Below are 17,883 nucleotides of genomic sequence, written 5' to 3'. Positions count from 1 at the left end.
CGGTGTATTTTTTTGTCCAAATAAATACGCTTTGCGCTGCGTATATTAATTAATAGCAAGTCGAAATGGAGGTGAGTTTTTGTCAGTTGCTAAAATGGTCACTGAATTATTACAACAGTGTGTGGCTCAGCAGGCCAGCGATCTTTATTTTTTACCCTATCAGCGCTCCTATCAGTTACAGTTGCGCACCACATCTGGTATTACTTTATTACGCACCTTGCCAGTGGAACAAGCCAAAGAGTGGCTGAACCATCTAAAATTTACTGCTAAAATGGCGCTAAGTGAAACGCGCCGACCGCAATTAGGCGCACGGCAGATCGAACTTGACGGGCGGACAATTTTTCTACGCTTATCAACTGTTGGCAATTTTCAGAACCAAGAGTCCCTAGTGATCCGTTTTATTTACACCCAGGCCGCCCAGATTCAGTATGTGTTTCCCCAGCAATTTGATCAATTGACGCAGTTGTGCTGCCAGCGTGGTTTAGTTGTGTTTGCCGGCCCCACCGGTTCCGGTAAAACCACGACTTTGTATCAATTGGCGACCACATTGGGTACTGGGAAAATGGTGATGACCATTGAAGATCCCATCGAAGTTTTTCAACCTGATTTTTTACAATTACAAGTCAATGAAGCTGCAGGAATGACCTATGCTCAGCTATTAAAGGTTGGTTTGCGCCATCGACCGGATATTTTGATCGTTGGTGAAATCCGGGATGAGCAGACGGCTAAGGTAGCGGCGCAGGCGGCGTTAAGCGGGCACTTAGTTTTAAGTACGGTGCACGCCCGAACAGCTAGACAAGTAGTGACGCGTTTAAACGAATTAAGTGTTGCCCCAGCCACCCTTAATGCTTGTTTAGCAGGCATCAGTTACCAACGCCTGTTACCGACCACTACTGGTGCGGCCGTTTTATTTGACCTTTATGACCCGACACAAGGAGGCACTGATCATGAATCAACGTGGCAATCAAGTTTGGCGCAAGCGGTTGGGGTGGGTAAGATCAATGCCGCAACTGCGCGGACCTTTAAGCATGGCTAGGCAAGGGACACGTTTTCAGGCGGACTTTTTCAGTTTATTGGCGGATTTATTATTAGCTGGATTCTCTATTGCGCAAAGTATTCAATTTATGCAGGTTTTGCTACCGCAATATGCGCAGCGTTTAGATCAATTAAGTGAAGCACTGCGTAATGGGGCCGATTTAGCGACCGGGTTTCAAGCAATCGGCGTTGATCAGGATATCGTGAACCAAATCCGTATTACGCAAGAGCATGGTGATCTAACCGATTCATTGACGCAGATCGGCCGGTTATTAGCTGAAAAAATTCAACAACGCCAGCAGCTCCAGCGCTTATTACGTTATCCATTATTGTTGTTAGGGTTAGTTGCCGGATTATTAGCCGTTGTACGTTTTTTGATCGGGCCACAATTACGCCAGTGGCAGCTTAGTTTAGATCATGAAGTTCTACTTTACTGGCTGATCTTTATTGGTTTATTAGTGGGGCTATTTTTATTATTGATCGGGCGGCTGGTACAGGTCTACCGGCAGCATGATCCGCTGAAAAAAGCTCAGGCCCGTATTCGTTTACCGTTGCTAGGCAAAACATACCGCTATTATTATCAGTATTATCTGCTGTTTAATTTAGCAATTTTGTTAAAGGGCGGCCTTGATCTACAGGCAATCTGTCGCTTATTAAAAACACTGGCACCTAATAGTTTGCTCTACTGTTTAGGCCAACAGTTGGAGCCACAATTAGAGGCTGGAGTTGCCTTAAGCACGATTATCAGTCACCAACCTTTATTGCCAGCAGAATTAAATTTATTTGTTCGCAAAGGCCGTTCTTTAGACCACCTCAGTGATGAATTGTTGATGACCGCCCGCCTAACTTACCAGAAAATGCTGGCCAGCTTAGCTAAGTTGGCGACTTATGTGCAGCCGTTGTTGTTTGCCGTGATCGCATTATTGATCATCGGCGTGTATTTAAGTTTGTTACTACCGATGTACCATATGATGGAGGGATTATATTGATGACGAAAAAAGTATGGGCTAAGCCACAAAAAGCGTTTACGTTAATTGAAATGGTAGTTGTACTTTTCATAATTACTTTGTTGATCCTAATTATTTTGCCTAATGTCGGTGCACAACGTAAAAAGGCCCAGACAACAGGAGACGATGCCTTTAGAACGACCATTGAAACGCAACAGCAACTTTATCAAAATGAGCATGACGGCAAAATGCCAACTTTGCAGGAACTAAAAACGGATGGCTATTTGACTGAACGCCAATTCGAACGGGCGCAGAAACTTGGCGACGTCAAGTGATGCGCCACACTGGATTTACCCTGCTAGAAGCGGTTGTTGTTTTAGGATTAGTTGCTGGGTTTGCCCTGATTCCGCTTACCCAGTTTGGACCACTGCGGCAGCATTACACTGAACAAATTTTCTTTAATAGCTTTGACCAAGAATGGCGCGAACTGCAAGCACGAGCTTTATTAAATCAAGAACATACCCAGATTCAATTTTATGCGGATCAGATTACCTTTCGTGCATTTGTCGGCAAACAACGGGTGGCAACGCGGACGTTGGCGTTACCGGCAGGGATGGTGGTAGATACACAGGATATTTTTATTGATCCGCCAGGCCATATGGGACCACGAGAAATTCAGTTTAATTCACATTACTTCGGGCACACGACAGTTATTAAACCACAAATGGGGTGGGGAATTTATGAATAAGCGACCAGCCTTTATTTTAGCCGAAAGTATCTGCGCGTTAACGGTGATCGTGCTTGGACTTTATACTTTTAATACCACCTTCCAACAGTTTATTTTAAAACTACAACAGCAGCGGCAAGCAACTGATCAGACGCAGGTGCTGTGGGTCGCAGCCCAGCATCATGCGCAAGACAAACCACTGACACAATTAAAAGTTAACGGCCGGACTTATCCAGTACAAATAAAGGCTAAGCAGATCGATATCGGTCAGGGAGCAGCGCATGTTGAAATTACGTGGTAAGGTGCGACCAGCATTTACATTACTAGAAACATTGGTAGCATTGCTCGTTTTTGGGGTCACGTTAAGTTTATTGCAAACTGAGTTGCAAGCAATACCCCAGGTGGTGACCAAAACTTTTATTGAAGAAGATATTCGGTGGCATTTGGCGACGCATCAGCTAGACACCTTTATTGCTGGCGCAACCTTTGAAAAAGTGACCACTAACAAAGTTTATTTTTATCAACCGGCAAAGAAAAAACATTATCGGGTGGAGCCTTACAAGCAGATGATTCGTTTGATGGGAACTACTTATGGTCATATGCCACTGTTAAATGGTGTTACACAGGCTAAGCTGACTTATCAAAAGCCATTTGTACAGCTAACAGTAACGATGCAAAGTGGCCACTGTTACCAAAGTGATTTTTATTTACCAGCGGAGGTAAACAAATGAAGCAACGACCAGCAAGTTTATTATTATCAGCTTGTTTATTCTTAAGTTTATTACTATTGTTGCTCCAAGGTTATCTTCAAGTTTATGCCCGCCAAGTCAGTACACTGCAATTGGCTGAAGAAAGCTATCAGGTGAAAAGTTTGATCATCTTGGCTCAGGCGCGTCAGGCTCAAGGTGAAAATAAAACTTGGTATGTTTTCAATTTAGGCCAAGTCCACTTAGATAAAAAGCAGGCCCAAGTGAAGCTAAAAGCCAACACTAAGGTATTAATACGACCGTTACCATGAAATTGGTTGGCTAAGAAAGCGCTTGAAATACCGGTACTTTTTGGTTAGAATGGTAAAGTGAACAATTTTAATTTGAGGTGAAAAAATGGGACAAACAGATGTTGGTGAATTGTATAAGCGTCTTGATACAACAACCGCATTGTTGAAGGAAGATTTAGACGTGTCCTATATGGATGCCTTGATCGAAACCAGCGAGAATATTCTGGATGGTGGACGTGTCAAAGTAGAAGGTGGTTTACCGCATCAATCCGTTCGTGATCAATTAAGTGAACAGTATGCATTGGTTAATTTAAATCAGCTCACAACTGATGAAATTCGCCAGGCCGTACAGTTGGCCATCATTCGTGGTGAGCGAACGGATTTGATTCAGGCTAATCATCAAATGACGCCGGATTCAATTGGTTTTTTAGTTGCTTATTTGTTGGAAGCTTTAGCTGATTTACCTACACAAGCAACGTTGCTCGATCTGACTGTAGGAACAGGCAATTTACTTTATACGGTTTTGAATCGACTTCAGGCAGCAGCGGATCCAGCTTTGACTGCTTACGGGATCGATAATGATGATACAATGTTAGCTTTGGCCGGTGTCAGCGCTCGTTTACAAGGCTTGGAGGTTGAATTGTTTCATCAGGATGCGATTAGTGAGCTAATGGTGCCGCAGGTAACGGCTAGTATTGCTGATCTACCAATCGGTTACTATCCTGTTGATGAGCGGGCAGCTGATTTTACTACCCACGCAGCAACTGGTCATTCATACGCCCATCATTTATTGATCGAGCAAAGCATGCGCTATACCGCGGCTGGTGGTTTTGGCTTTTTTATCGTACCAAGTATGATCTTTAAGTCGGCCGAAGCCGAAAGTTTGACCAAATGGATGACCTCGGCCACTTATATGCAAGGTCTACTGAATTTGCCTCGTGAGCTATTTCATAGTGAAGCTGCGCAAAAGGCAATTCTGATTTTGCAGAATAAGGGGGGACAGGCAAAACAAGCGCAGCGTGTTCTACTAGGTGAGTTGCCCTCGTTGAAAGATCAAGCTGGTTTCCGGCGTTTCACTGCTGAATTAGTGGCGTGGAAGCAGCAAAATCTAGCTTAATTGTGTCAAAGGTAGTTGTATATGGTACGGAAAATAGTTGGCGGTTTATTCACAGCGCTCAGTTATTTTCAACGTTTAAAGAATAGTCGATTTTGGAACGTCAAAGTTAAGCCAATTTGTGAAGCAGAGGAGTGCTAGTCATGTCAAAAGTAATTGCAATTAACGCCGGTAGTTCAAGTTTGAAATGGAAGTTGTTTGAGATGCCAGCCGAGACCGTTATCGCTGAAGGAATGGTCGATCGTGTCGGTTTAAAGGATTCAGTTTTTACGGCTAAATATGGTCCCGACGAAAAGGAACGGTTTAAGGCGACCTTAGATATTAACGACCAAACAGCGGCGGTTGATATGTTATTAAAGAAACTGACTGAACTGAATATTGTTACTGACATCACTGAAATTACTGGTGTTGGGCATCGTGTCGTTGCCGGTGGCGAAATATTCACTGAATCAACGGTGATCACGGACAAAGTTGCCCAACAGATCGACGATTTGGCTGAGTATGCACCATTGCATAACCCGGCAGAATTACAAGGAATTCAGGCCTTCCGTAAGTTACTACCTGATGCACTAAGCGTGGCGGTTTTTGATACTTCGTTCCATCAAACAATGCCGGCCGTGAATTATTTGTACAGCATCCCTTATGAATACTATGAAAAATACGGTGCTCGTAAGTATGGCGCCCACGGTACCAGCCATCGGTACGTGTCGATGCGCGCCGCTGAAATTCTCGGTAAACCAATTGAAGATTTGAAATTGATTACCTTACATTTAGGCGCTGGCGCTTCGATCACGGCGGTTGACGGCGGTAAATCTGTTGATACGTCAATGGGCTTTACACCGTTAGCTGGGATCACAATGGCTACTCGTTCTGGCGATATTGATGCTTCTTTGGTTGCCTTTTTGATGCAAAAATTACATCTTTCGGATCCAGAAGATATGATCGATATTTTAAATCATAAATCTGGGATCTTGGGTATTTCCGGTGTATCACCAGACATGCGTGATCTAGAAAAATCACGGGATACGAATCCGCGTTCACAATTAGGGATCGATATCTTTGTTAACCGCATTCAAAAATATGTGGGTAGTTATGTTGCCGAAATGGGTGGGATCGATGCTTTGATCTTTACCGCTGGTGTCGGCGAAAATGATGTGATCATGCGTAAACGGATCATTGATGGATTAAGTTATTTTGGTGCTAAAATTGATGATGAACGCAATAATGTTCATGGTGTTGAAAAAGTTATCAGCACGGCCGATTCTAAATTGAAAGTTTTGTTAGTGCCAACTGATGAAGAATTAATGATCGTTCGCGATGTTGAACGTTTGCGGAATAAATAAGTTATATGTAGACCTGGCCATTAGTGACCAGGTCTTTTTTTAATGCCTGGTTAAATTCGGTTGCCAGGTTGTAAACTAGTGAAGCCTAACTGGTAGGTTAGTTGCGTAGCAGTTCTATTTACAGGTTATATTTCCTACAGTCACGGCTAAGTGAATTAATTTCACTTTCATTTGAATAAGTTTCAGTGGCTTCACCTTAAGTAACGGCTAATACCGGTGGTATACTTAATCAAGCAAGCGACGAAAACTATTACAGGTGATTGGAGTAAATTATGAGCCAAAAATCAATTGATGCACCACAGGAATTAGAGCGGAATTTAAAAAGTCGCCATGTTCAATTAATTGCCATTGGTGGCACCATTGGTACTGGGCTTTTTTTAGGAGCCGGTAAATCAATTCACTTAGCTGGACCAGCGATTATTTTTGCGTACTTATTGACTGGCTTGGCCTGCTTTTTATTGATGCGGGCCTTAGGGGAGTTATTGTTATCTGATTTGAAACTGAATTCGTTTGTTGATTTTATCAAACGGTACTTAGGTGAAAAGGTGGGCTTTGTCACTGGTTGGACGTATTGGATCTGTTGGATCACTATTGCCATGGCCGATGTGACTGCAGTGGGATTATACATGCATTTTTGGTTTCCTAATTTACCCCAGTGGCTGCCAGGATTAGTGATCTTAGTGGTTTTATTAGGGGTCAACTTGGTCACAGTTGGTGCTTTTGGCGAAGTCGAGTTTTGGTTTGCCTTGATCAAAATTGTTGCGATCATTGCTTTGATCGTTGCTGGTGTTTTCATGGTCATTGTCGGTTTCAATACTCCGGTAGGTCACGCCAGTGTTGGCAATTTAGTTAATTTTGGCGGTCTTTTTCCCACCGGGCTCAAAGGCTTTATTTTATCGTTTCAAATGGTGGTCTTTGGTTTTATTGGGATCGAAATGGTGGGTCTTACCGCTACCGAAACTGAAAATCCTAAAAAAGTTATTCCAAAGGCGATCAACGATATTCCTTTGCGGATCATTTTGTTTTATGTCGGCGCGTTAACGGTGATTATGTGTATCTATCCGTGGAATGATTTGTCCGCCTCTCAAAGCCCGTTCGTTCAAGTTTTTAAAAATGTCGGGATCCGTTCAGCGGCAGGCATCATTAATTTTGTGGTGATCACCGCGGCGGCTTCCGCTTGTAATAGTTCGTTGTTTAGCACCGGACGAATGTTATTTTCATTAACTTATGACAGTAAAAATCCACGGCTACGTAAATTAAGCCGTTTATCTAAAAGTCACGTGCCGGCGACGGCCTTATTATTTTCAACCGGGATCATTGCAATTGTGGTGCTACTTAATTTATGGATTCCTGATGTGGTTTTCACGTTGGTTTCTAGTATTGCAACGACTTGTTTCTTGTTCATTTGGGGTGCGATCATTGTGGCGCACATCAAGTTTAAGCGCACGGCGGCTGGGCAAACAAGTCAATTTAAGTCGCCGTTGTTTCCCTTTGGTGATTACTTTGTGTTAGCCTTTTTGTTATTTGTCGGCGTGGTTTTGTGCTTATCTCAGGATACGTTGGTAGCATTGGTGTTAGCCTTAGTTTGGATCGTCGGCTTATACCTTATTCGGTCTTGGCATGAACGGCGGGTTGCTTTAGAAACTGACTAACAGGCTCAGCAGTGCGGCCGGAACTTTTGTCTATCCCGCTTTTGTTTTCAAACATTACACTAAAACGCGCGTCCCAATCAACTTTGGGCGTACGTTTTTTTGTTTTAACCTTCATTTAAGTTAGACTGCGTAAAATACGGCTTAATCAGGCAAGGAGATGAGAAAATGAATTATTTAAAACGGTCGCGACTCTATTTGGTTCATAAGAAAGGGCAGAGTTTGTTAATGCTTTTGATCATGTCGGCCATTTTAGTTTTTGTATTATCAGGTATTATTATTCAAAATGCGGCGATCACAGCGACTAACAACGTCACTAAATCAGCAGGGACTACAATCTCCGTTGCAGCTAATCGGGATAAAATGTTTTCGCAAATGCGCTCGAGTACGGCCAAAACGAAAACTTTGACCACCCCAACTGTGGCTAACACGAAGATTAAAAAGGCGGGCAGTTTGAGTACGGTGGCGTACTATAACATCACCAACACTGCATCGGTCAATGCCAGCTCTTTTGATGCCGTTTCCACAACCACTGGAACTAGTAGTATGCCCAGTGGTGGTCCTGGTGGCGGTGGCACGACAGCTAGCTCTGGTGATATCACGATCAATGGGGTATCTAGTACAGCACACACCACTGCTTTTACTAGTAACCAGGCTAAACTTGTGTCTGGGCGCAACATTACCGCCAGTGACGCCAACACGAAAAACGTGGTTATTGAAAAAGAATTAGCCACGGATAACAGCGTTAAGGTCGGCGATACGATCACAGTTAAAACGACGGCCTCCAGTGCTAAAAAGATCAAATTAAAGGTTGTCGGGATCTATAAGGCCAAAACCAGTAGTACCTCAATGCCAGGTAATGATCCCAGCAATACGATCTATACCAGCTACACTTTACCGGCTAGTATTAGCGGCACTGTTGGTAAATCTAGTAGTGTGACCTATACTTTAGAAAATTCAGCCAAGGAAAAAGCGACCACCAAGCAGATCAAACAGATCATTGCAAATAGCTCATTTTCCGTTAGTTCTGATGATGCTAGTTATCAGCAATTACTCCAGCCGATGAAAAACGTGCAAGCTTTTGCTAAGAAAATCGTTTGGTTAGTGGCGATTGCCGGAACGATCATTCTCGGTCTGATCATTATTTTATCCGTGCGTAATCGTCAGCGTGAGATCGGGGTTTTGGTTTCTCTAGGGGAGTCTAAGCTGCATATTATTGGTCAATTATTTGCGGAACTATTTACCATTTTGATCGGCGCAATGGTGGTGGCGTTATTGCTGGGTAGCTTTGTCGGTAATAAAGTCGGTAATCAGTTGTTGGCACAGCAGCAAACAACTTCCGTTTCCAACACGGGCTCGACTAGTGGCGCGCCAACTGGCACTCCTGGAGGCGGTAATATGCCTGCTGGTAAAACTGGCGGCACGCTGCGCGGGGGCATGACTAATCAGGCTACCACTAGTGCAGCTAATAAGAAAGCCTTGAAGACGTTAAATACAAGTATTACGCCAAGCTCCGTCATTAAACTTGGCGGTATGGGCTTAGTGATCATTGCACTGGCCGTTTGTTTAGCTGCTGTCAGCATTTTACGTTTGCGGCCGAAGGATATCTTGATCGGCGAATAGAGGGAGGCTTAACTTATGTTAACCGTTAAAAATTTGACTCATTGGTATGGTAAATCAGGTAAACCGCTTTACGAGAATGTTAATCTAAGCTTTACTGCGGATAAAGTTTATACGATCGTCGGCGCATCCGGCTCAGGCAAAACGACTTTCTTAGCTTTCATTGCTGGTTTGGATAAACCACAGGCGGGAGAAATTTTTCTCGATGGTGAAAATATTGAAAAGATCGGCGCCACTAATTATCGTAAACACAAGGTCGCCATTGTGTTCCAACAATATAATTTGTTGATGTATATGTCGGCACTGGACAATGTGCTGACCGCGTTGGCCGTCACCGCTTCGCAGCATAAAAACGACAAACAATATGTTTTGGATGCGTTAAAAGGTGTCGGCATCGAGGAAGCAGACGCAAAGAAAAACGTGCAGCAGCTTTCAGGTGGTCAACAGCAACGAGTGGCGATCATTCGCGCCATGCTAGTGGATGCCAATATTGTGATCGCCGATGAGCCCACCGGTAATTTGGATGATGAGAACTCCGCGATGATCGTTAAATTATTTCAAGATCTAGCCCATAAACATCATAAAACGGTGATCATTGTTACCCATGATACAAAAATCGCGCAAAAAGGTGACGTTCAAATTAAATTAGCAGAACGCCAATTTATGGTTAGTTAAGCGTTAAAAAAAGGGTCAAAACCTGCGGGTTTTGACCCTTTTAAATGTTGTAGAATAAGCCGAATGAATCATATTTCTGATTGAATTTTGTTCGTTTTTAACGTATAATGGCACTACTATTAATTTCAGTTAGGAGCAATTTACTGTGGCAGCTAATATTTATCTTGCGGCACCATTTTTTGATGATGATCAGATCGAACGCTTACAGGCAGTGGAACAAACCTTGAAGCAAAATCCAACGGTGGCCAATATTTTTGTGCCGATGAACGATACTAACGCGGCGGGCTTGGAATTTGGCACTCCGCAGTGGCGCAATCTGGCTTACCATGAGGATCTGGCGGGTCTGACCAGCGCGGATGTTGTGGTGGCAGTTTACGATTATAAGGCTGGCTACAGCGATCCCGGTACGATGTTTGAGATCGGTTATGCTGTGGCTAAACAGATCCCGGTGGTGGTTTATTACCAACAACATCACAGTGTTAATTTGATGATCGCACAGGGACTGCATCACTATTGCCACCAACTGATCGAATTAACGCAATTAAATTTTGAACATTTACCGGAGAAGCCCTTTACTGGTGAAGTATTCTAAGCAAACTGCTTGGCGCTTGGCCAATTCGATGCTATACTATTTAGGTAATATATGGGGACGTTTAGGATTCGACAGGTGTAGTTTGAGCTAAGATTGCGCTTCGTAGGTTACGACTACGTTAAAACGTTAACAGTTAATATAACTGCTAAAAACAATAACAACTCTTACGCTTTAGCTGCCTAAACAGTAGCTGCGTAGATCCGCCTAGCATCGTCCATGTGTTGGATACGGGTCTCAAATTAAGTGGACTACGGTAAAAACTTCCACCTGCAGTTTTTACAAGAGATCATCAGGATAGTCTAGTTCTGGTTGCCGTGTGGTCTGGCGTTTGGATTAGGCGAATTTCTAAATAAGATAACTATGAGCGTAGATATCTTAGAGGCAATATGCTTGGACGCGGGTTCGACTCCCGCCGCCTCCATTTTTAAAATTCAATAGCTGCCGCAGTGTAAAATAACCTTGCTAAATCAATGATTAGTAGGGTTATTTTTTTGTCTAAATCGCTTAACTTCTATATGAAGGTAGGTCAGAAGCGCGGCAATCAGTTTGTATATTAAGCTATTTAGTAATCTGAGTGTAAACGGTGCTTGTGGTACGGCTAGCCGAGTGTTTTAGGCGTACTTGAAGGGCGCACCTGATTCGCGATGTAGGGTAATCAGAATTATTAATAAAAATTTTAAGGTTATTTTTAGCTAAGATGCGTAAAATAGACGTTACGAAATAAATTAGATGATGAAAAGGTGACCAGTTTGAAACGAGCGCAGCAGCGACGCAAAAAACAATTAATGACTTTTCGTATTGCTCAGATCATAGTATTGATTTTGGTATGTGGTGCGATTTGGTTGGGTATTAAACACGTGACGCAGCCCAATGAAAAGGCGACCAAAACGATCACAGTTTCTGCACCAGCATTGATCATGCGTCAAGCGCCTAACTCCAGTAAGGCAGTGGCGACAGTCAAAAGTGGCGCTAAAATCGGTTATTTAAGTAAGAAAAATGGTTGGGATAAGGTCACCTATGCAGGTAAAATCGGTTGGTTGCCGTCGTGGCTGATCAATAGCGATTATAACGCGACAACGGCAACTAACCGTTTAGCGGAACAAACCATCGTGATCGATCCTGGTCATGGTGGCGTCGATTCAGGTGCGTTAGCCACAAATGGGACTTATGAGAAGAAATACACCTTAAAAATGGGGCTGGCATTGCAGCAACAATTAAAGGCCAGCCACGCACGGGTGATCATGACCCGTAGCAGTGACACCAGTGTCGCCTTAGCAGCGCGCCCTAAATTAGCCAACAAGCAGGGAGCAAGTCTGTTTATCAGTTTCCATTTTGATTCTTCTCCCGAGGCGAACACCGCAACTGGTTTTACCACTTATTATTATCATAAAGCTAGTAAAACTTTTGCCAAAACCTTATCCAAATCGTTGAATACTTTGACTTTGGACAATCGGGGCACAGCTTACGGTAATTTCCAAGTTATTCGGGATAGCACAATGCCGGCTGTCTTGTTGGAAATGGGTTATATTAACGATTACACTGATTATTCGTACATCAGTTCCAGTGCGTATCAGCAGCAAGTTGCACGGTTAGTTTATAAAGGTTTAGCAAACTACACGGCCAATTAAACCCGAAAAACGACTTAATACGGCGTGGTGGTTCCGAAAATAAATAGCTGGTCACGGCACCCTGATCAAGGTGGCGTGACTTTTTTTATGCCTTGAGTGGCTGTTGTAATTGGGTGATCAGTTTTTGTTGCAAAGCAGATTGCACCTGGTTTTTACGGTAGGCCAACGAAATCAGAAATTGCGGTGGCTTAACATCGGCTAGTTCTAAGGCGATCACATTATCGGCTGGGGAGATCGCCAAAGCCGTCAAAAAGCCGATACCAATATTTTCGGCGACCATACTTTTCAAAACGCTGATATCGGGTGTGGTGTAAACGACATTAGGCGTAAAGCCAGCTGGCTGTGCTAATTGGCGTAAAGCGGCGGGGTGAACGAAACCTTCCTTTAAGGTAACGAAGTTTTCATTTGCCAATTGCGTAAACGCAACTTTGCCAGCTTGGGCCAACGGATGTTCGGGACTGACAATGATTTTAAATGGTTGCTGATATAAAATTTCGGCCGCGATCAATTGATCTGTCAGCGGGGTAGTGGAGCCTAATAAAGCCAGATCAACTTCACCGGTGCGCAGCTGTTGTAAAAGCGTACTAGAGCCAGCTTCCAGTGTATTTAGGTGACTGATCAGGCCGTGTTGCGCCAAGCGCTGCGCCAATTTTGGAAAGTAGTACGTCCCAATGATCGGTGGTAAGCCAAACTTAACTTTTTGTTGGCGACTGGCGGTGATCTCGGTTCGCGCCAATTTTAATTCATGTAAGATCAAGGCCACATGTTGTTCGAATTGTTGCCCGTTAGTGGTCAGTTCGATCTGCCGGTGGGAACGATCGCGCAATAGTAATTGTGTGTCTAACTCTATTTCCAAGCGTTTGATCGCGTAAGTGATCGTAGGTTGGCTAACGTGAAACCGCTGGGCAACAGCGGTGTAATTTTTTAAGGTTGCTAAAGCGTCAAAGTAAGTTAAGTCGCGTAAGTTCATAATAGCTCCTCCTTTTGTGCTCATATAAAAATATTTTATCACAGTTGCTGGGTTTGACTATAAGTTTTGCTTGCGTGTAGACTACGGTCATGAACTTATTAATGACTTAAAGGGAGCGCTTTTTATGAATCCACAAACAATTTTAAATGATCCATTTCTAAACAAAGGAACTGCTTTTACGGCCGCTGAACGGCAAGAACTTGGTTTGACCGGTTTGGTGCCACCGCAGATTCAAACTTTGGCGCAGCAAGTTGAACAAACATACGCGCAGTACCAAACGAAATCATCTGATCTGGAAAAACGGTTGTTTTTGATGGCAATCTTTAATACCAACCGGGTCCTATTCTATAAGCTATTTAGTCAACATGTAGTTGAATTTATGCCGATCGTTTATGATCCTACGATCGCCGATACCATTGAAAATTACAGTGAATTGTATGTACAGTCCCAAGGAGCAGCCTTCTTATCGATCGATGAAGACGATGCAACGATCAAAGAAACTTTGCGTCATGCTGCCGCCGGTCGTGACATTAAGTTGATCGTTGTCACTGATGCTGAAGGTATTTTAGGGATTGGCGATTGGGGTACAAATGGTGTTGATATTGCGGTGGGTAAATTAATGGTTTATACTGCTGCCGCCGGTATTGACCCTAGTACCGTCTTACCCGTTGTTTTAGATGCAGGAACTAATAATCAAAAGCTAATGGCTGATCCTTTGTATCTAGGTAATCAGCATGAACGGATCCGCGGGCAACGTTATGATGACTTTGTGGATCATTTTGTGGCCGCTGCTGAAGACTTATTCCCAGAATTGTACTTGCATTGGGAAGATTTTGGCCGCAGTAATGCTGCTAATATTTTGAATCGTTATCAAGACAAGATCACGACCTTCAACGATGATATTCAAGGGACAGGAATTATTGTTTTAGCTGGCATTTTAGGGGCGCTACAAATTTCTCAACAAAAATTCACGGATCAGGTTTATCTGTCCTTTGGTGCCGGAACTGCCGGCGCCGGTATTACTAGCCGGATCTTTGACGAAATGGTGGAAGCTGGTTTGACACCGGATGAAGCACGGCGGCATTTTTATTTAGTGGATAAGCAAGGATTACTGTTCAGCGATGATCCAACTTTGACGCCAGAACAAAAATTATTTGCGCGGCAACGCAGTGAATTTACTAACGCAGCTGAGTTGACTAACTTAGCTGCGGTGGTCAAAGCCGTGCAACCAACGATTTTAGTCGGAACGTCAACTCAGCCAGGGGCATTTACCGAAACAATTGTTAAGGAAATGGCGGCCCATACTGACCGGCCAATTATTTTCCCATTGTCTAACCCAACTAAATTAGCTGAAGCCAAAGCCGCTGATTTAATTGCGTGGACGGATGGCCGCGCCTTGGTGGCAACCGGAATTCCCGCTGCAGATGTGACTTACAAAGGGGTCACTTACCAAATCGGTCAGGCCAACAATGCTTTAGTTTATCCTGGCTTAGGTTTAGGGACGTTGGCCGCAACGGCGACACGTTTAAATGACACCATGATTTCGGCAGCGGCGCACTCGCTAGGTGGCATTGTTGACGCCAGCCAACCAGGTGCTGCGGTGTTACCGCCAGTTTCCAAATTGGCCGAATTCTCACAGACTGTAGCCACCGCTGTTGCACACAGTGCCGTTGCCCAGCAATTAAATCGGCAGCCGATCACGGATGTGGACGCGGCCGTAACTAACTTAAAATGGGTACCAGAATATAAATAATGGGGTGTTGATCAATGACTGCATTTATGACGTCAGTCGAAAGTGTTGTCGAAATTATTTTAGTGATTGCCTTAGGGTTTTACCTACGTAAAAAAAATAAATTCGATGAAAAATTTAAAACTAGTATTTCCTTTTTGATCATGAATATTGCGTTACCGGCTTCGATTTTCGTTTCCGTGTTAAAATATTTGACCCGGGACAAGTTAGTTAGTCTGTCTGGTGGCTTATTGTATGCTTTTGGGAGCTTCACGCTTGGTTACATTGTCGCGTGGCTACTGACTAAGCTATTACACATTCGGCCTGGACGCCGGGGCACGTTTATTAATATGTTTGTTAACGCCAATACGATTTTTATTGGGTTACCACTAAATTTAGCGTTATTCGGTGAAAAAAGTATGCCGTACTTCCTGATCTATTATGTGATGAATACTGTTTCTACTTGGGCCGTCGGTGTCTTCTTTATTTCCAATGATGATCCAACGAAGGATAAAAGTCATAAGGAACCGTTTAATTGGCGTAAGTTATTGCCAGCACCATTGATCGGTTTCTTGGTTGCTTTGGTTTTTCTGCTGTTAGCAATTCCCGTTCCGGCATGGATCGATAGCACGTTATCCATGGTTGGCGGGATTGTCACACCGATGTCATTGATCTATATCGGTATCGTTTTAGCCGATGCTGGTTTGGCCTCGATCCATTTTGATCGTGATACAGTTTGGGCGTTGTTAGGCCGTTTCGTCATTGCGCCAGCGTTGATGATCTTAATGTTGATTATCGGTAAAAGTGGTGGCGCCGGTATTCCTAATTTGGAATCAAGCACCTTGATCATCCAGGCCGCTGCTCCTGGCTTAGCCGTTTTACCGATCTTGGCGGGACAGTCACATGGTGATGTGGAATATGCGACTAACGTTGTGACGACAAGTACGGTCCTTTTCGTGATCGTCGTGCCAATTTTAATGGAATTGATTCAATTTATTTAAATTTAGATCGCCGCTAGCCGGCGATTTTTTTTGTACACTGATGTCACTTTGATTCTTAGAAAATTGACACAGAATAAGAGATGCATTAAAATTAAATGGCTAAACAATGAAATTGACGATAGTATCGTGATTGGTTAAAAAGACCAGCACAGCGGGTGTGGTTGCGCTAAAGCGGTATTGCGCCATTTTTTTGTGAGTGTCAGGAGGAAATTAATATTGAAGTTTACATTAAAGAATTTATTTGTGCGCAAACACATTGACTTAGATGCGTTGGCGAACTCAAAACAAGGGCTGGAAAAAAACTTGTCGGCTTTTAGTTTGAGTATGATGGGTGTTGGCGCGATCGTTGGTTCAGGGATCTTCATTTTACCGGGGATCTTGGCGGCTCAATATACCGGCCCAGGGGTAATGTTTTCCTTTTTGTTGGCAGCTGTGGTCTGTTCGTTAGCGGCGCTGTGTTACTCAGAATTTTCATCAACGATCCCGTTAGCTGGTAGTGCCTATACTTATATTTATAGTATTTTTGGCGAATTTCTGGCCTGGATCTTAGGTTGGGCGTTGATCTCAGAATATTTATTTGCCGTTTCATCGGTGGCGGTCAGTTGGTCGGCGTATTTTCAAAATATTTTAGCCGGTTTTGGCTTAAAATTACCGGTGGCGCTGACGGCTGCCGCAGGGACGGCCAGTAAGGCGGGTGCGGTGTTTAATTTGCCAGCCTTTATCGTTGTTCTATTGATCGCATTGCTGTTAACTGGCGGAATCACTGAATCAACGCGGGTCAATAATGTGATGGTTTTGATCAAGATCTCCGTGATCGTGTTATTTGTGGTTGTCGGGGCGTTTTACATTAAGCCAACTAACTGGCATCCCTTTTTACCTTTTGGGTTTCATGGGGTCTTAACTGGTGCATCAGTGGCCTTTTACGCCTATATTGGCTTTGACGCCGTTTCAACGGCTTCGGAGGAAGTTAAAAATCCGCAACGGGATATGCCGATCGGGATCATTACTTCCTTGATCATCACCACACTGCTTTACACGATTTTATCCACAGTTTTAACGGGTGTTGTCCACTACACGAAGTTAAATGTTGATGATCCAGTTGCTTTTGCCCTTGGATTAATGCAGCAAAATTGGGTAGCAGGGATCGTTTCTGTTGGCGCTGTGATCGGCATGACAACGGTATTGTTGGTCATGTCCTACGGGGGCACGCGCCTCTTGTTTGCAATCAGTCGTGATGGCTTATTGCCTAAGGGATTGATGAAATTAAATCGAAAAACCCATGTCCCTGTTTTAAACACTTGGGTTTTTGGTTTGATCGCCGCAATTTTTGCCGCAATTATTCCGTTGGACCGAATTGCTGAACTGGTGAACATCGGGACCTTGTTTGCCTTCGCCTTGGTTTCGGTTGGGGTGGTGTTCTTGCGCAAGGATAAAGTTTTAGGCAACGCACCTAAGTCCTTTAAAGTACCGTTTTATCCGTATTTGCCGTGGTTGTCATTTATCTTTTGTATTGTATTGATGACGCAGTTACGTTTGTTTACCTGGGTTGCCTTTATTATTTGGTTGGTCATTGGGTTGATCGTTTACTTCAGTTATGGTTATTGGCACAGTGTTACCCGCCAACAGGAAGAATAAAGTATGCCCTAAGCAAGTGTGCAACTAGGCACTTTAAGTCTATGATTTGAAAAAAGTAAAGGGTCGCGGCATAATATTATTTATGTCGCGATTCTTTTTTTGCTTAACTACGGCGCTTAACGTGAGTATGTTATAATAGCACTTCAACTTAACAACCACCAAATTATTAATAAAAAACCAAGTTACAACCAGATGACTTGTTTATGTCGCGTCAGCTTATT

The 17,883-nt window shown here is 43.5% G+C and carries 18 protein-coding genes and 1 other RNA gene; 18 read left to right on the top strand and 1 reads right to left on the bottom strand.

All coding sequences use genetic code 11. The features are described 5' to 3' along the window. Window positions 1-79: 79 nt before the first annotated feature. The 15 genes from comGA (at window position 80) to FFM78_RS04835 (ending at window position 12,327) form a co-directional block, all read left to right on the top strand. On the top strand, window positions 80-1,036 hold the full coding sequence (gene comGA / locus FFM78_RS04905; RefSeq protein ID WP_137637325.1) for a competence type IV pilus ATPase ComGA: 957 nt from the start codon (window positions 80-82) through the stop codon (window positions 1,034-1,036). Then, window positions 948-2,024, top strand: coding sequence for a competence type IV pilus assembly protein ComGB (comGB, locus tag FFM78_RS04900; RefSeq protein WP_137637324.1), 1,077 nt, complete (start codon window positions 948-950; stop codon window positions 2,022-2,024). The genes comGA and comGB overlap by 89 nt, the downstream gene beginning before the upstream one ends. Further along, window positions 2,024-2,317, top strand: coding sequence for a competence type IV pilus major pilin ComGC (comGC, locus tag FFM78_RS04895; RefSeq protein WP_137637323.1), 294 nt, complete (start codon window positions 2,024-2,026; stop codon window positions 2,315-2,317). The genes comGB and comGC overlap by 1 nt, the downstream gene beginning before the upstream one ends. Beyond that, the gene (locus FFM78_RS04890; protein WP_137637322.1) at window positions 2,317-2,730 is read left to right on the top strand and encodes a hypothetical protein; all 414 of its coding nucleotides are present in this window, start codon (window positions 2,317-2,319) and stop codon (window positions 2,728-2,730) included. Before comGC ends, FFM78_RS04890 begins: the two co-directional genes overlap by 1 nt. Next, window positions 2,723-3,010 carry a type II secretion system protein gene (locus FFM78_RS04885; protein ID WP_137637321.1) on the top strand — a complete coding sequence of 96 codons (288 nt, stop codon included), beginning with the start codon at window positions 2,723-2,725 and terminating at the stop codon, window positions 3,008-3,010. Before FFM78_RS04890 ends, FFM78_RS04885 begins: the two co-directional genes overlap by 8 nt. Beyond that, window positions 2,991-3,440, top strand: a complete 450-nt coding sequence (comGF, locus tag FFM78_RS04880; protein ID WP_137637320.1) for a competence type IV pilus minor pilin ComGF — start codon at window positions 2,991-2,993, stop codon at window positions 3,438-3,440. Before FFM78_RS04885 ends, comGF begins: the two co-directional genes overlap by 20 nt. Continuing rightward, window positions 3,437-3,727 (top strand): hypothetical protein, encoded by a 291-nt coding sequence (locus FFM78_RS04875; protein WP_137637319.1) that lies wholly within the window; start codon window positions 3,437-3,439, stop codon window positions 3,725-3,727. The genes comGF and FFM78_RS04875 overlap by 4 nt, the downstream gene beginning before the upstream one ends. A gap of 85 nt (window positions 3,728-3,812) precedes the next feature. Continuing rightward, on the top strand, window positions 3,813-4,823 hold the full coding sequence (locus FFM78_RS04870) for a class I SAM-dependent methyltransferase (RefSeq protein ID WP_137637318.1): 1,011 nt from the start codon (window positions 3,813-3,815) through the stop codon (window positions 4,821-4,823). Window positions 4,824-4,963: 140 nt separating this feature from the next. Beyond that, window positions 4,964-6,163: an acetate/propionate family kinase gene (locus FFM78_RS04865; protein ID WP_137637317.1), complete on the top strand. Its 1,200-nt coding sequence runs from the start codon at window positions 4,964-4,966 to the stop codon at window positions 6,161-6,163. A 272-nt stretch (window positions 6,164-6,435) separates the two neighbouring features. Next, window positions 6,436-7,815 (top strand): amino acid permease, encoded by a 1,380-nt coding sequence (locus FFM78_RS04860; RefSeq protein WP_137637316.1) that lies wholly within the window; start codon window positions 6,436-6,438, stop codon window positions 7,813-7,815. A 165-nt stretch (window positions 7,816-7,980) separates the two neighbouring features. Beyond that, the gene (locus tag FFM78_RS04855) at window positions 7,981-9,435 is read left to right on the top strand and encodes an ABC transporter permease (RefSeq protein WP_137637315.1); all 1,455 of its coding nucleotides are present in this window, start codon (window positions 7,981-7,983) and stop codon (window positions 9,433-9,435) included. A 15-nt stretch (window positions 9,436-9,450) separates the two neighbouring features. After that, window positions 9,451-10,107, top strand: coding sequence for an ABC transporter ATP-binding protein (locus FFM78_RS04850; protein ID WP_137637314.1), 657 nt, complete (start codon window positions 9,451-9,453; stop codon window positions 10,105-10,107). A 145-nt stretch (window positions 10,108-10,252) separates the two neighbouring features. Further along, the gene (locus tag FFM78_RS04845; RefSeq protein ID WP_137637313.1) at window positions 10,253-10,699 is read left to right on the top strand and encodes a nucleoside 2-deoxyribosyltransferase; all 447 of its coding nucleotides are present in this window, start codon (window positions 10,253-10,255) and stop codon (window positions 10,697-10,699) included. A gap of 53 nt (window positions 10,700-10,752) precedes the next feature. Next, window positions 10,753-11,123, top strand: a transfer-messenger RNA (tmRNA) gene (ssrA, locus tag FFM78_RS04840). A gap of 316 nt (window positions 11,124-11,439) precedes the next feature. Further along, complete coding sequence (locus FFM78_RS04835) at window positions 11,440-12,327, top strand: N-acetylmuramoyl-L-alanine amidase family protein (RefSeq protein WP_137637312.1); 888 nt, start codon at window positions 11,440-11,442, stop codon at window positions 12,325-12,327. Window positions 12,328-12,412: 85 nt separating this feature from the next. Here FFM78_RS04835 and FFM78_RS04830 read toward each other — a convergent pair whose 3' ends face one another. Continuing rightward, entirely contained in the window at window positions 12,413-13,297 is an 885-nt protein-coding gene (locus tag FFM78_RS04830) for a LysR family transcriptional regulator (RefSeq protein WP_137637311.1), read from the bottom strand. A 124-nt stretch (window positions 13,298-13,421) separates the two neighbouring features. Between FFM78_RS04830 and FFM78_RS04825 the strand changes: the two genes are divergently transcribed. The 3 genes from FFM78_RS04825 (at window position 13,422) to FFM78_RS04815 (ending at window position 17,662) form a co-directional block, all read left to right on the top strand. Next, entirely contained in the window at window positions 13,422-15,050 is a 1,629-nt protein-coding gene (locus FFM78_RS04825; protein ID WP_137637310.1) for a malolactic enzyme, read from the top strand. A 14-nt stretch (window positions 15,051-15,064) separates the two neighbouring features. Beyond that, window positions 15,065-16,027, top strand: coding sequence for an AEC family transporter (locus FFM78_RS04820; RefSeq protein ID WP_137637309.1), 963 nt, complete (start codon window positions 15,065-15,067; stop codon window positions 16,025-16,027). Window positions 16,028-16,243: 216 nt separating this feature from the next. Then, a complete protein-coding gene (locus FFM78_RS04815) occupies window positions 16,244-17,662 on the top strand; it encodes an APC family permease (protein WP_137637308.1) in 1,419 nt (472 codons plus the stop codon). Window positions 17,663-17,883 lie beyond the last annotated feature (221 nt).

It is taken from the genome of Loigolactobacillus binensis (assembly GCF_005405165.1).
In the GTDB taxonomy this organism is placed as follows: domain Bacteria; phylum Bacillota; class Bacilli; order Lactobacillales; family Lactobacillaceae; genus Loigolactobacillus; species Loigolactobacillus binensis.
This window is presented reverse-complemented; position numbering and strand designations above follow the sequence as displayed.